This is a genomic window from Pseudomonas sp. NBB (genome assembly GCF_032701105.1).
GTDB lineage: Bacteria > Pseudomonadota > Gammaproteobacteria > Pseudomonadales > Pseudomonadaceae > Aquipseudomonas > Aquipseudomonas asiatica.
The window spans coordinates 3973482-3986670 of sequence record NZ_CP103994.1; the positions used below are offsets into that span (position 1 = coordinate 3973482).

Here is a 13189-nt window from a genome sequence, read left to right on the forward strand (position 1 = left end):
TAGTTATAGATGACCGTTCCTCGGCGCCTTGGTTTTTTTTCCACGGGGCGAAAACTTCCGACGCTGTTACACGGTCTATGCCTGCAGACATTTCCCACGCAATTCAGAGGTTTCCACCCAAATGGCAGCAGTAATGGTCGGCCAATTCCACGCCCGTGACGCCGAAGGCCGCATCTACCCCGTGCACGAGTTCCAGGAGTCGACCCTGCAAACCGACGGCAGCACGCTGGGCGCGCCCATCACCACCTATCGCCTGGCAATCGGCGACAAGGTCAACCATCTGGGTGAAAACCGCTTCGAACTGGCGCGCAGCGGCGTCGAGATCATTCGCATTCCTTGATGCAGTCCACCGTGTAGCGGCCGCTTTCATTCTGCAGGCCGTGCACGTCGGCGACGAAACCTGGGAAGCCCTGGTTGAACGCCCGGGCGAAGGCCAGGTAATCGACTATCGAGCGGGTCGCCTCGGTAAACCGCTCCCCCGGCATGATCAATGGAATACCAGGCGGGTACGGCACCAGCATCACCGCTGCCACCCGCCCCAGCAGCGCCTCGATCGGCACCGCCTCCACCTCACCGCGCACCATCTGGTCATAGGCCCGGGCCGGGCTCACGGCTACCTCCGGCAAGCGCGTGAACAACCGTTTCAGTTGCTTGGCCGTGGCATTGGCGCGGTAGCAGCCATGCAACTGGTCGCACAGGTCGCGCAGGCCCATGCCCTGATAGCGTGAGGCATCGGCAGCCACCACGCTCGGCAGGCAGTTGCTCAGGGCGGTATTGCCATCATAGTGGCGCTTGAACTCCAGCAACTCGGTGAGCAAGGTGCTCCACTTGCCCTTGGTGATGCCCATGGAGAACAGCACCAGAAAGCTGTACAGGCCGGTTTTCTCCACCACCAGCCCCCGCTCCCAGAGAAACTTGCTGACCACTGCCGCCGGGATGCCATGCTCGCCCAGTGCACCGCCCGCGCTCAGGCCCGGCATCACCAGGGTCACCTTCAGCGGGTCGAGCAGCACATAGTCGTCCGCCACTTCGCCAAAGCCGTGCCACTCCGCCCCCGGCTGCAGCAGCCAGTCCTGCGCCGCCAGGCGGTGGATGCCTTCGGCGCTCGGCGGCTGCCAGATGCTGAACCACCAGTCGTCGGCGGCGATGTGCTCGCGCAGGTTGGCCAGGGCACGGCGAAAGCTCAGCGCCTCGTCGAACATTTCTTGCAGCAGCGAACGCCCGGCCGGGCCTTCCATCATGGTCGAGGCCACGTCCAGCGAAGCGAGGATGCTGTACTGCGGCGAGGTCGAGATGTGCATCATGAACGCTTCGTTGAAGCGGTCACGGTCCAGCTGGCGCCTGGCCCCGTCCTGCACATGAATCATCGAGGCCTGGCTGAACGCGGCCAGCAGCTTGTGGGTGGAATGGGTGCTGATCACCAGCGGGCTGTCTGCCGCGCAGGCCGTGCCCATGGCATAGCGCCCGGTAAAGAACTCGTGGAATGCCGCATAGGCGAACCAGGCTTCGTCGAAGTGCAGCACCTCGACACTGGCGCCCAGGGTCTGCTTGATCAGCCCGGCGTGGTAGCACAGGCCGTCGTAGGTGGAGTTGGTCACCACCGCCAGCTTGATGCGCTGCCCGCGATCGCGGGCAAGAGGGTTGGCCTGGATCTTCGCCTGGATCGCCTCGGGGCTGAACTCGCTGAGCGGGATCGGGCCGATGATCCCGAGTTCGTTGCGCTCGGGGCACAAATAGAGGGGAATGGCACCGGTCATGATGATCGCATGCACCACCGACTTGTGGCAGTTGCGGTCCACCAGCACCAGGTCGTCGCGGCCGACCATGGCGTGCCAGACGATCTTGTTGGCCGTGGAGGTGCCGTTGATGACGAAAAAGGTGTGGTCGGCGCCAAAGTTGCGCGCAGCCCTGGCTTCGGCTTCGGCCAAGGGGCCGGTGTGATCGAGCAGCGAGCCCAGCTCGGGCACGGAAACGGACAGGTCCGAGCGTAGGGTGTTTTCCCCGAAGAACTGGTGAAAGGCCTGGCCCACTGGGCTTTTGCGATAGGCCACGCCGCCGCCGTGCCCCGGGGTGTGCCAGGAATAATTGGACTGCGCGGTGTGCTGCACCAGGGCCTTGAAGAACGGCGGCAGCAGGCCGTCCAGGTAGATATGTGCGGCACGCGCCACCTGGCGCGCAAGAAACGGCACGGTGTCTTCGAACAGGTAGAGGATGCCCCGCAACTGGTTGAGCTCGCTCATGGCTTCGGCGGGGGCGTTTTCCAGGGTCACCTGTTCGCCCAAGGCGAAAATCGGCAGGTTGGGGGCGCGCAGGCGGGCCAGGCGGATCAGCTCGGCCATGTTCTGCAGCAGGTGGGTATTCTCGCCGACGCCCTCGGCGGCAATCAGCATGCAGGCCAGGCCATGGTGGGTGGCAGCGACAAGGCAGGCCTCGGCATGGTCGGCGGCGGCGAGGATGGCAAAGCCGTCCTGGCGCAGTTCCTCGGCGATGCCCCGCACACGCTCGCCAGCGACGCTGTCAACCTTGATGGCGCGGTGCACGATGAGGATGGGGAACTTGAGGTCCTTGTACATCAGGTGGCTACCTCCGAAGGACATGGCGTCCATTTCAGGGTAGTAGAACCTGTGTGGTCAGGGCCGGCATCGCCTTCAAGACATGCGCAGGATCTGTAGGAGCGGGTTCACCCGCGAAAGGGCCGGAGCAGGCGAAAGATCAACCAACAGGTGTCTCGGTCAGAGCCTGCCACATGGATGGCCCACCCGCCGACTTGGCAATGGCCGCCAGGCGCTCGGCATGCGCCTCCAGCTCCTCGGCACTGGCCATGATCACCCGCCCGGGCACACGCCCGGTAATACGGCGAATCTCGCTGCCACCAGCACCCGTCCCTTCATCCCCGGCTTCTGCCCCATGCGCGGCCAGCGACAGGCTGGTCTGGCCACCGGTCATTGCCAGGTAGACGTCAGCCAGCAATTCCGAGTCGAGCAATGCGCCATGCAGCTCACGGCCCGAGTTGTCGATATCGTAGCGTTTGCACAGCGCATCCAGGCTGTTGCGCTGCCCCGGGTGGCGCGCGCGCGCCAGCAGCAGGGTGTCGAGGATGGTGCAGTGCTGCGAAATGTCCGCGCGGTCCTGCTGGCCCAGCAAGGCAAATTCGTTGTTGATGAAGCCAACGTCGAACGCCGCGTTGTGGATGACCAGCGTAGCGCCCTGGATGAACTCGAAGAACTCCTCTGCGACATCGCCAAAGCGTGGCTTGCCGACCAGGAAGGCATCGGTGATGCCGTGGACGTTGATGGCGCCCTCGTCACTCTCGCGGTCTGGCTGCAGGTAGACGTGGAAGTGCCGCCCGGTCAGGCGCCGGCCGATGACCTCGACACAGCCGATCTCGATGATCCGGTGGCCTTCGCTGACCGGCATACCCGTGGTTTCGGTATCGAGAATGACGAACCGTTTATCTTGCTGCTGCTCCACGCGGGGCGCTCCAACTTGCATCAGTTACAAAGGCCGGAATTGTACCCCAGCTCAACGCTTGGCGCGCACTTCATCGACCCCACGGTTGGCCAGCTGGTCGGCGCGTTCGTTGCCGGGGTGGCCGATATGCCCGCGCACCCACTTCCAGGTCACCTTGTGGCGGTTGACCTGCTCATCCAGCTGCTGCCACAGGTCGGCGTTCTTCACCGGCTCCTTGGCCGCGGTTTTCCAGCCGCGCTTCTTCCAGTTGGTCATCCATTCGTTGATGCCCTTCATCACGTACTGCGAGTCGGTGGTCAGCACCACTTCGCATTCGCGCTTCAGCGCCATCAAGCCCTGGATCGCGGCCATCAGTTCCATGCGGTTGTTGGTGGTTTCGCGTTCGCCGCCCCACAGTTCCTTCTCGACGCCCTTGTAGATCATAAGGACGCCCCAGCCGCCAGGGCCAGGGTTGCCCTTGCAGGCACCATCGGTAAACATCTCGACGCTTTCGCTCATGTACCACTCATGTTCAGTGCTTTTCAGTATCCGGGTTGGCCGCCGTGCGGTTGACCTTGGCCAGGGGCAGCGGCAGCAGCTTGCCCATCGGCTCGCGACGCTCCTGGCGCAACGGCCGCAGGCCCACCACCATCTTGCGTGCTACCAGCAGGTACACACCGCCACCGGAACTCTGCCAGCCGCCAGCCACCCGTTCCCAGCCCGCCAGGCGCTGCTGCCAGGCCGGTGAGGCAAGCGGCGGACGATAGCACCCGAAGCGGCGTTTCTCCAGCGCGAAGCCCAGCAGGTTGAGCCAGTCGCCCACCCGTGACGGCGAGATGCAACGGGCCTTGCGCAAGGCCCCATGGCTGAAGAAATGGCGCATGCCCCAGCTGCTCCAGGGGTTGATCCCGACGATCAGCAGGTGCCCGCCAGGGCGCACGGCGCTGGCCGCCTCGCGCAGCAGGCCGTGGGGCGAAAGGCAGAAATCCAGGCCATGCTGCAGCACCACCACGTCGGCGGCGTGCTCGCTCAGCGGCCAGGCCTGCTCCTCGCAGACAATCTCCACCCCCGGCAGCGGCGCACCGAGGCGCACGTTGCGCTGCACCTGGGGCGCGCTGGGCGGTGGCTCGGCGCAGGGCCCGTAGTGCACAAGGTAACCCCCGAAGAAGCGCCCGAGCTCTTCTTCCAGCAGTTTTTCCTCCTCCCTGAGCATCAGTTGGCCGAGTGGGCCGTTGAACCACTCACGGGCCAGGCTGATCAGCTTGACCCAGTCCGGGTCGGCCTGGGCAAAGGCTTGGTCGGTCATTGCGCTCTCCCTCGAAGGTTCTCGCACCGCGCCATCGCGGATAAGATGCCTTCATGTGCCACGCTAGGCGAATCGGATCCGCACCATGATACAGATCGATGCTCTCCCCGCTTTCTCCGACAACTACATCTGGTTGTTACAGGATACTGCCAAACGCCGCTGCGCGGTGGTCGATCCGGGTGACGCCGGCCCAGTGGAACGCTGGCTGTCGGCCAACCCCGGCTGGGTACTGAGTGACATCCTGGTCACCCACCACCACAACGACCATGTCGGCGGCGTGGAAAGGCTCAAGCAGCTGACCGGGGCCCGGGTCTGCGGCCCGGCCCACGAGCGCATCCCCTGCCGTGACCTGGCGCTGGACGAAGGTGACCAGGTGACCGTGCTGGGCGTGACCTTCCAGGTGCTGGCCGTGCCCGGCCATACCCTGGGGCACATCGCCTTGTTCAGCGACCAGCCGGCAACGCCGGTGCTGTTCAGTGGCGACACGCTGTTCGCCGCCGGTTGCGGGCGCATGTTCGAAGGCACCCCCGAACAGATGCAGCCAGCCCTCGCCCGCCTGGCAGCCCTGCCAGAGCAGACCGAGGTGTACTGCGCCCACGAATACACCCTTAGCAACCTGCGTTTCGCCAAGGCGGTGGAGCCCGAGAACCCGCACGTTCAGCAGCGGTTCGAGGACGTTACCCGTTTGCGTGCCGACAATCGCATCACATTGCCATCAACGATCGGTCTGGAGCGTCTGACCAACCCCTTCCTGCGCACCTCTGAAACATTAGTTAAACAAAAAGCAGACGAATGGAAGGGACATTCAAACCCCTCGCATGTCGCTGTTTTTGCTGCCTTGAGGTCTTGGAAGGACACCTTCTGATAACCTCAAGATATATCGCAAGCGATGGTCAAAGGTTGACCAGGCCCGGAGCGGTTTCTAGAATCGCCGAAATTTTTCGCCCGGAAACCTGTGTCAGCCGATGTCTTCACGTAGCCGCAGAACCTCTCATTCCGTCGCCCTGACGCGCCTGGCCCAAATCAGTGCGCTGGCCCTGGCCGCCACTTTGGTGGGCTGCCAGAGCACCCGTCAGCTCGACGAATCCGATAGCGTTCGCGCGCACAACTACCAGGCGCGGATCAAGCACAAGCCTTCACCGCTGCTGGTAAAGCCGGCCGAACAGGCACCGCAGGACGTGTGGGAACGCATGCGCCAGGGCTTCGCCCTGCAGGACAACATCGACGTCAACCCGCGCATCGAACAGCAGCGCCTGTGGTTCGCCAGCAATCCAAGCTTCATCGAAAGCGCCGGCGAGCGTGGCAGCCTCTACCTGCACTACATCGTCGAGCGCCTCGAAGAACGCGACATGCCGCTGGAGCTGGCCCTGCTGCCAGCCATCGAAAGCGCCTACAACCCGATGGCCTACTCGCGCGCCCATGCCGCGGGCATGTGGCAGTTCATTCCGTCCACCGGTCGTCACTTCAACCTGCGCCAGACCAACTTCTACGATGGCCGTCGCGACGTGACCGCCTCGACCAACGCCGCACTGGACTACCTCAGCCGCCTGCACGACATGTTCAACGGCGACTGGTTGCTGGCCCTGGCTGCCTACAACGCCGGCGAAGGCACGGTCAGCCGAGCCATAGAGCGCAACGAGCGGCTCGGCCTGCCCACCGACTACTGGAACCTGCCGCTGCCGCAGGAAACCCGCGACTACGTGCCCAAGCTGCTGGCCCTGTCGCAGGTGGTACTCACGCCGCAAGCCTATGGCGTGAACCTGAACCCGATCGCCAACGAACCCTACTTCGAGGCGGTGGCCATCAACGACCGCCTGGACCTGTCGCGGGTAGCGGCCTTCGCCAACATCGACGAGGACGAGCTGATCCAGCTCAACCCGGCATTCAAGAAGCGCATGACCGTGGACGGCCCGCAGCAGCTGCTGGTACCCACTGCCAAGGCGCAGCTGCTGAGCGACAGCCTGTCCAACCTCAAACCCGAGCAGCTGGTCAGCCTGCAGCCGAACAAGGCCGTATTCGCCCGCGCCGTGGCCGAAGCCAAGGCCCCTGTGGCGGCGCGCAGCTACCGGGTCAAGCGCGGCGACAACCTGGGCGCCATCGCCAAGGCCAACCGCGTTTCGGTCAAGGACATCAAGCGCTGGAACCGTCTCTCCGGCAACAACGTGCGCGCTGGCCAGGTCCTGGCCCTGCGCGGCGGCAGCGCGCCGAGCGCTGCTGGCAATCGGGTAGCCGCCTCCGGGCAGCGCTCCACGCAGTACAAGGTACGCAAAGGCGATTCGCTGTACCTGGTGGCCAAGCGCTTCAACGTGGAAATGAAACACCTCAAGCGCTGGAACCCGCGCAGCGGCCATGCCCTGAAGCCAGGCCAGACCCTGACCGTCTACCTCTCGCATTGATACGAAGCCCGGGGTCTTTGCGCGGCCCTGTGGGAGCGGCCTTGTGTCGCGAAAGGGGCGCGAAGCGGCCCCAGGATTTCAGCTTCGCCGCGTAAACTGCCGGGGCTGCCATGCAGCCCTTTCGCGACGCAAGGCCGCTCCCACAGGTACCGCGTCACCCGCAGCGACCGGCAACTGGCTGAACCACTTGCCCCACCTTCAAAACCTCTCTTTTTCCAACCCCACCAAGCTGTTACTGTACCCCGATCAAAGCCCAACGCCTCTGGATCGGATGCCGACTTGATACGTCCCCTCCTGCTGTCTCTCAGCCTGGCCTTGAGCTTTCCCGCAGCCGCGATGGTGAGCGAAAGCCACGGATACGCGCAGTTCGGCACGCTCAAGTACCCAGCCACATTCACCCATTTCGACTGGGTCAACCCGCAAGCGCCCAAGGGCGGCACCTTGCGGGCGATGGCTTTCGGAACCTTCGACACCCTCAACCCCTACACCTTCAAGGGGTCGAGCCCGATTACCACGCCCAATTTCCAGCAGTACGGCATCAGCGAGCTGAACGAGCCGCTGATGGTCGGCACCGGCCAGTACGACCCGTCCGGCGACGAACCGACCTCCAGCTACGGCCTGATCGCCCGCTCGGTGGAGTACAGCGAGGACCGCAGCTGGGTGGTGTTCAACCTGCGCCCGGAGGCCCGCTGGCATGACGGCAAGCCGATCACCTCGGCAGACGTGGCCTTCTCCTACCGCACGCTGCTCAAGGATGGCCACCCGATCTACCGCACCAACCTGCAGGAAGTGCAGCGGGTGGACATCCTTGGCCCGCTGCGCATCCGCTTCGTATTCAAGCGCGCCGGCAACCCGCTGCTGATCCTGCGCCTGGGCGAAATGCCGGTGCTGCCCAAGCACTACTGGCAAAAGCGTGACTTCAAGGCCACCACCTTCGAGCCTCCACTGGGCAGCGGCCCTTACCGCATCACCCAGGTCCAGCCTGGGCGCCGGCTGGTGTTCGAACGGGTGAAGAACTACTGGGGCAAGGACCTGGCGGTGAACCGTGGCAAATACAACTTCAACCGCGTGGAATACGAGTTCTACCGCGACGCCACGGTCGCCTTCGAAGCGTTCAAGGCTGGCGAGTTCGACATCTATATCGAGCACCAGGCGAAGAACTGGGCCAACGGCTACAACTTCCCGGCCGTGCGCCGGGGCGAGGTGATCAAGGCGCAGATCCCGCACCGCATCCCCACGCAAACCCAAGGCCTGTTCATGAACAGCCGCCGGGCCACCTTCAGCGACCCACGGGTACGCCAGGCACTGGGGCTGATGCTCGACTTCGAGTGGACCAACCGCGCGCTGTTCAGCGGTGCCTACCGCCGCTCGACCAGCTACTACCCCAACAGCGAATTCGCCGCCACCGGCCTGCCCACCGGCAAGGAATGGCTGTTGCTGGCACCGTTTCGTGACCAGTTGCCGGCCAGCCTGTTCAGCGAACCCTACAAGGTCAGCCATACCGATGGCCGTGGCATCAACCGCCAGACCCTGCGCCAGGCCCTCGGCCTGCTCGCCGAGGCCGGCTGGAAGCTGAACGGCCAACGTCTGGTCGACAGCAAGGGCCAGCAGCTGCGCATGGAACTGCTGCTGGTAAACCCCAACCTTGAACGCATCCTGCAACCTTATGTCGAAAACCTGGCCAGCATCGGCATCGATGCGCGCTTGCGTACCGTGGACCGCGCCCAGTACAAACAACGCCTGGACCAGTTCGATTTCGACATGATTCTGATGACCCTGAACCAGACCCTGAGCCCGGGCCTCGAACAGTGGCTGTACTTCCACTCCAGCCAGGCAACCACCAAGGGCAGCAAGAACTATGCTGGGGTCAAGGACCCGGTGGTCGACCATCTGCTCGACACCCTGCTGGCCGCCCGCACCCGCGATGATCAGGTCGCCGCCGCCCGCGCCCTGGACCGCGTGCTCTCATGGCAGTACTACATGATCCCCAACTGGTACCTCGACAATCATCGCCTGGCCTACCGCAACCGGTTCGCCTTCGTCACCACGCCGCCCTACACCCTTGGGCTGAACAGCTGGTGGATCAAGACTTCGGAGAAAGCCCAATGACGCCAACGCACCGACTGCGCCGGTTGGCCGGCAGCCTGTTGCTTGCCTGCCTGAGCCTTCCCGCCCTGGCCGCACCGCAACACGCGCTCACCCTGTACGACGAGCCCCCAAAATACCCCGCCGACTTCAAGCACTTTGCCTACGTCAACCCTGACGCACCCAAGGGTGGCACCTTCCGCCAGTCCAGCTTCGGCGGCTTCGACAGCCTCAACCCGTTCATCAACAAGGGTGTGCCGGCCGAGAACATCGGCAGCATCTACGACACCCTGATGCGCCAGAGCCAGGACGAGCCGTTCACCGAGTACGGCCTGGTGGCCGGCAAGATCGAAAAAGCCCCGGACAACAGCTGGGTGCGCTTCTACCTGCGCCCCGAGGCACGCTTCCACGACGGCCACCCGATGCGCGCCGACGACGTGGTGTTCACCTTCAATGCCCTGATCAAGGACGGCGCGCCGCTGTACCGCCAGTACTATGCCGACGTCGCTGAAGTGGTCGCCGAAGACCCGCTGACGGTGCTGTTCACCTTCAAGCACAAGAACAACCGCGAGCTGCCGCTGATTCTCGGCCAGCTGCCGGTACTGCCCAAGCACTGGTACGAAAGCCGCGAGTTCAACCGCGGCAACCTGGAAATCCCGCTGGGCAGCGGCCCTTACAAGGTTGCCGAGGTCAAGGCCGGGCGCTCGGTGCGCTACGAGCGAGTCAAGGACTACTGGGCCAAGGACCTGCCGATCAACCGCGGCTTCTACAACTTCGACGTCATGACCTTCGACTCCTACCGCGACACCACCGTCGCCCTGGAAGCACTCAAGGCCGGGGCGTTCGACTATGCGCTGGAAGTCAGCGCGAAGAACTGGGCCACCGCCTACAACGTACCCGCCGTGCGCGATGGCCGCCTGATCAAGGAAGAGTTGCCCAACGGCAACCCCACGGGCATGCAGGGCTTCATCTTCAACATCCGCCGCCCGGTGTTCCAGGACGTGCGCGTGCGCCAGGCGCTGAGCCTGCTGCTGGACTACGAGTGGACCAACAAGCAGCTGTTCAACGGTGCCTACACCCGCACCGGCAGCTACTTCGAAAACTCGGAAATGGCCGCCCGCGGCCTGCCCAGCCCCAGCGAACTGAAAATCCTCGAACCGCTACGTGGCAAGGTCCCCGAGCAGGTATTCAGCGAAGCCTTCCGCAACCCGGTCAGCGACGGCAGCGGCATGATCCGCGAACAGCAGCGCCAGGCCTACAAGCTGCTGCAGGAAGCCGGCTGGAAAATCGTCGATGACAAGATGGTCGACGCCCAGGGCAAGCCGGTGAGCATCGAGTTCCTGCTGGCACAGACCGAGTTCGAACGCATCCTGCTGCCGTTCAAGCGCAACCTCGCCGACCTTGGCATCGACCTGAACATCCGCCGGGTCGACGTGTCCCAGTACATCACCCGCCTGCGCTCGCGCGACTACGACATGATCGTCGGTGGCTACCCGCAGTCCAACTCGCCGGGTAACGAGCAGCGCGAGTTCTGGTCCAGTGCCGCCGCCGACAACCCCGGCAGCCGCAACTTCATCGGCCTGCGAGACCCGGCCATCGACCAACTGGTGGAACAGCTGATCAATGCCGATTCGCGGCAGAGCCTGATCGACCACTGCCGGGCCCTCGACCGCGTGCTGCTGTGGGGCTACTACGTAATCCCCAACTGGCACATCAAGACCTGGCGCGTGGCCTACTGGAACCACATCGGCCACCCGGACGTCTCGCCCAAGTACGACATCGGCATCGACACCTGGTGGATCAAGCCCGGCGTAACCCCGGCCGCCAACGCAGCCGCTGCGGACGAGGCCGAATAACATGCTGGCCTACATCCTGCGTCGCCTGCTGCTGATCATCCCGACCCTGTTCGGCATCCTGATCATCAACTTCATCATCGTCCAGGCCGCCCCCGGCGGCCCGGTCGAGCAGATGATCGCCAAGCTCGAAGGTTTCGAAGGCGCCACCAGCCGCATTGCCGGTGGCGGTGCCGAAGTGTCCGTGGCCGGCTCCAACTACCGTGGCGCCCAGGGCCTGGACCCGGCACTGATCGCCGAGATCGAACGCATGTACGGCTTCGACAAGTCGCCGCCCGAGCGCCTGTGGATCATGATCAAGAACTACGCCCGGCTGGACTTCGGCGACAGCTTCTTCCGCGATGCCAAGGTTATCGACCTGATCATCGAGAAGATGCCTGTGTCAATTTCGCTGGGGCTGTGGAGCACGCTGATCATGTACCTGGTGTCGATCCCGCTGGGCATCGCCAAGGCCGTGCGCCACGGCAGCCATTTCGACGTGTGGACCAGTTCGGCGATCATCGTCGGCTACGCCATCCCGGCGTTCCTGTTCGCCATCCTGCTGATCGTGCTGTTCGCCGGCGGCAGCTACTTCGACTGGTTCCCGCTGCGCGGCCTCACCTCCAACAACTTCGACGAACTGAGCACCACCGGTAAGGTGCTGGACTACTTCTGGCACCTGGTGCTGCCGATCACCGCGCTGGTCATCGGCAACTTCGCCACCATGACCTTGCTGACCAAGAACAGCTTCCTAGACGAGATCAACAAGCAATACGTGGTCACCGCCAAGGCCAAGGGCCTGAGCCGGCCACGGGTGCTGTACGGCCATGTGTTCCGCAACGCCATGCTGCTGGTGATTGCCGGTTTCCCTTCGGCGTTCATCGGCATCTTCTTCACCGGTTCCTTGCTGATCGAAGTGATCTTCAGCCTCGACGGCCTTGGCCTGATGAGTTTCGAGGCGGCCATAAACCGTGACTACCCGGTGGTCTTCGGCACCCTGTTCATCTTCACCCTGCTGGGGCTGGTGGTGAAACTGATCGGCGACCTGACCTACACCCTGGTCGATCCACGCATCGACTTCGCCAGCCGGGAGCACTGACATGGCCTTGTCCCCTCTCAACCGCCGGCGCTTCGAGCGCTTCAAGGCCAACCGCCGTGGCTGGTGGTCGCTGTGGCTGTTCCTGATCCTGTTCGGCCTGAGCCTGGGCGCCGAACTGATCGCCAACGACAAGCCAATTGCCGTGCGCTACGACGGCGAATGGTACTTCCCGGCATTCAAGCGCTACCCGGAAACCACCTTCGGCGGCGAATTCCCGCTGGAAGCCAACTACAAGAGCCCGTACATCCGCGAGCTGCTGGAGAAGAAAGACAGCTTCGTGCTGTGGGCACCGATCCCGTTCAGCTACCAGAGCATCAACTATGACCTGCGGGTACCCGCCCCGGCCCCACCGTCGGCGGACAACTGGCTGGGCACCGACGACCAGGGCCGCGACGTGCTGGCACGGGTGATCTACGGCTTCCGCATTTCCGTGCTGTTCGCCCTGACGCTGACCCTGCTCAGCTCCATCGTCGGCGTGATCGCCGGCGCCTTGCAGGGCTTCTATGGCGGCTGGGTCGACCTGGCCGGGCAACGTTTCCTGGAAGTCTGGTCGGGCCTGCCGGTGCTGTACCTGCTGATCATCCTCGCCAGTTTCGTGCAACCCAACTTCTGGTGGTTGCTGGGCATCATGCTGCTGTTCTCGTGGATGAGCCTGGTGGACGTGGTGCGCGCCGAGTTCCTGCGCGGGCGCAACCTGGAATACGTGCGCGCAGCCCGCGCCCTGGGCATGCGCAATGGCGCGATCATGTACCGGCACATCCTGCCCAACGCCATGATCTCGACCATGACCTTCATGCCGTTCATTCTCACCGGCGCCATCGGCACCCTCACCGCCTTGGACTTCCTCGGCTTCGGCCTGCCGCCGGGCGCACCGTCGCTGGGCGAACTGGTGGCCCAGGGCAAGTCCAACCTGCAGGCCCCATGGCTGGGCATCAGCGCCTTCGCCGTGCTGGCGCTGATGCTGAGCCTGCTGGTGTTCATCGGCGAATCCGCCCGCGATGCCTTCGACCCGAGGAAGTGA

11 protein-coding genes are annotated in these 13189 nt (G+C 64.0%); 7 read left to right on the top strand and 4 right to left on the bottom strand.

Features of this window, described 5'->3' with window-relative positions; all coding sequences use genetic code 11:
- Positions 1–121 precede the first annotated feature (121 nt).
- The gene (locus tag NY023_RS18580) at positions 122–340 is read left to right on the top strand and encodes a hypothetical protein (RefSeq protein WP_003261019.1); all 219 of its coding nucleotides are present in this window, start codon (positions 122–124) and stop codon (positions 338–340) included.
- Here NY023_RS18580 and NY023_RS18585 read toward each other — a convergent pair.
- From NY023_RS18585 to NY023_RS18600, 4 genes are all read right to left on the bottom strand, one after another.
- On the bottom strand, positions 324–2573 hold the full coding sequence (locus NY023_RS18585) for an Orn/Lys/Arg decarboxylase N-terminal domain-containing protein (protein WP_024087408.1): 2250 nt from the start codon (positions 2571–2573) through the stop codon (positions 324–326). The two genes, NY023_RS18580 and NY023_RS18585, sit on opposite strands and share 17 nt — an antisense overlap.
- A 139-nt stretch (positions 2574–2712) precedes the next feature.
- Positions 2713–3471 carry a DNA polymerase III subunit epsilon gene (gene dnaQ / locus NY023_RS18590; RefSeq protein WP_013973398.1) on the bottom strand — a complete coding sequence of 253 codons (759 nt, stop codon included), beginning with the start codon at positions 3469–3471 and terminating at the stop codon, positions 2713–2715.
- A 51-nt stretch (positions 3472–3522) separates the two neighbouring features.
- On the bottom strand, positions 3523–3969 hold the full coding sequence (gene rnhA, locus NY023_RS18595) for a ribonuclease HI (protein WP_003261021.1): 447 nt from the start codon (positions 3967–3969) through the stop codon (positions 3523–3525).
- A 13-nt stretch (positions 3970–3982) separates the two neighbouring features.
- Positions 3983–4756, bottom strand: a complete 774-nt coding sequence (locus NY023_RS18600) for a class I SAM-dependent methyltransferase (RefSeq protein ID WP_013973399.1) — start codon at positions 4754–4756, stop codon at positions 3983–3985.
- A gap of 85 nt (positions 4757–4841) precedes the next feature.
- Here NY023_RS18600 and gloB point away from each other — a divergent pair, with 85 nt between their 5' ends.
- The 6 genes from gloB to NY023_RS18630 all read left to right on the top strand — a co-directional run bounded on the left by gloB (position 4842) and on the right by NY023_RS18630 (position 13189).
- Entirely contained in the window at positions 4842–5621 is a 780-nt protein-coding gene (gloB, locus tag NY023_RS18605) for a hydroxyacylglutathione hydrolase (RefSeq protein ID WP_013973400.1), read from the top strand.
- Between the two features lie 100 nt (positions 5622–5721).
- The gene (locus NY023_RS18610) at positions 5722–7152 is read left to right on the top strand and encodes a lytic transglycosylase domain-containing protein (RefSeq protein WP_013973401.1); all 1431 of its coding nucleotides are present in this window, start codon (positions 5722–5724) and stop codon (positions 7150–7152) included.
- Positions 7153–7431: 279 nt separating this feature from the next.
- Positions 7432–9261, top strand: a complete 1830-nt coding sequence (locus NY023_RS18615) for an extracellular solute-binding protein (protein ID WP_024087409.1) — start codon at positions 7432–7434, stop codon at positions 9259–9261.
- On the top strand, positions 9258–11093 hold the full coding sequence (locus NY023_RS18620; RefSeq protein ID WP_024087410.1) for an extracellular solute-binding protein: 1836 nt from the start codon (positions 9258–9260) through the stop codon (positions 11091–11093). Before NY023_RS18615 ends, NY023_RS18620 begins: the two co-directional genes overlap by 4 nt.
- Before the next feature lies 1 nt (position 11094).
- Entirely contained in the window at positions 11095–12168 is a 1074-nt protein-coding gene (locus tag NY023_RS18625; RefSeq protein ID WP_009686399.1) for a microcin C ABC transporter permease YejB, read from the top strand.
- A 1-nt stretch (position 12169) separates the two neighbouring features.
- The gene (locus tag NY023_RS18630; RefSeq protein WP_013973404.1) at positions 12170–13189 is read left to right on the top strand and encodes an ABC transporter permease; all 1020 of its coding nucleotides are present in this window, start codon (positions 12170–12172) and stop codon (positions 13187–13189) included.

Bases quoted from the DNA above. Each gene is read 5' to 3' on its own strand.
- NY023_RS18580 (WP_003261019.1), top strand. From the start codon at position 122: ATGGCAGCAGTAATGGTCGGCCAATTCCACGCCCGTGACGCCGAAGGC.
- NY023_RS18585 (WP_024087408.1), bottom strand. From the start codon at position 2,573: ATGTACAAGGACCTCAAGTTCCCCATCCTCATCGTGCACCGCGCCATC.
- rnhA (WP_003261021.1), bottom strand. From the start codon at position 3,969: ATGAGCGAAAGCGTCGAGATGTTTACCGATGGTGCCTGCAAGGGCAAC.
- NY023_RS18600 (WP_013973399.1), bottom strand. From the start codon at position 4,756: ATGACCGACCAAGCCTTTGCCCAGGCCGACCCGGACTGGGTCAAGCTG.
- gloB (WP_013973400.1), top strand. From the start codon at position 4,842: ATGATACAGATCGATGCTCTCCCCGCTTTCTCCGACAACTACATCTGG.
- NY023_RS18610 (WP_013973401.1), top strand. From the start codon at position 5,722: ATGTCTTCACGTAGCCGCAGAACCTCTCATTCCGTCGCCCTGACGCGC.
- NY023_RS18620 (WP_024087410.1), top strand. From the start codon at position 9,258: ATGACGCCAACGCACCGACTGCGCCGGTTGGCCGGCAGCCTGTTGCTT.
- NY023_RS18625 (WP_009686399.1), top strand. From the start codon at position 11,095: ATGCTGGCCTACATCCTGCGTCGCCTGCTGCTGATCATCCCGACCCTG.
- NY023_RS18630 (WP_013973404.1), top strand. From the start codon at position 12,170: ATGGCCTTGTCCCCTCTCAACCGCCGGCGCTTCGAGCGCTTCAAGGCC.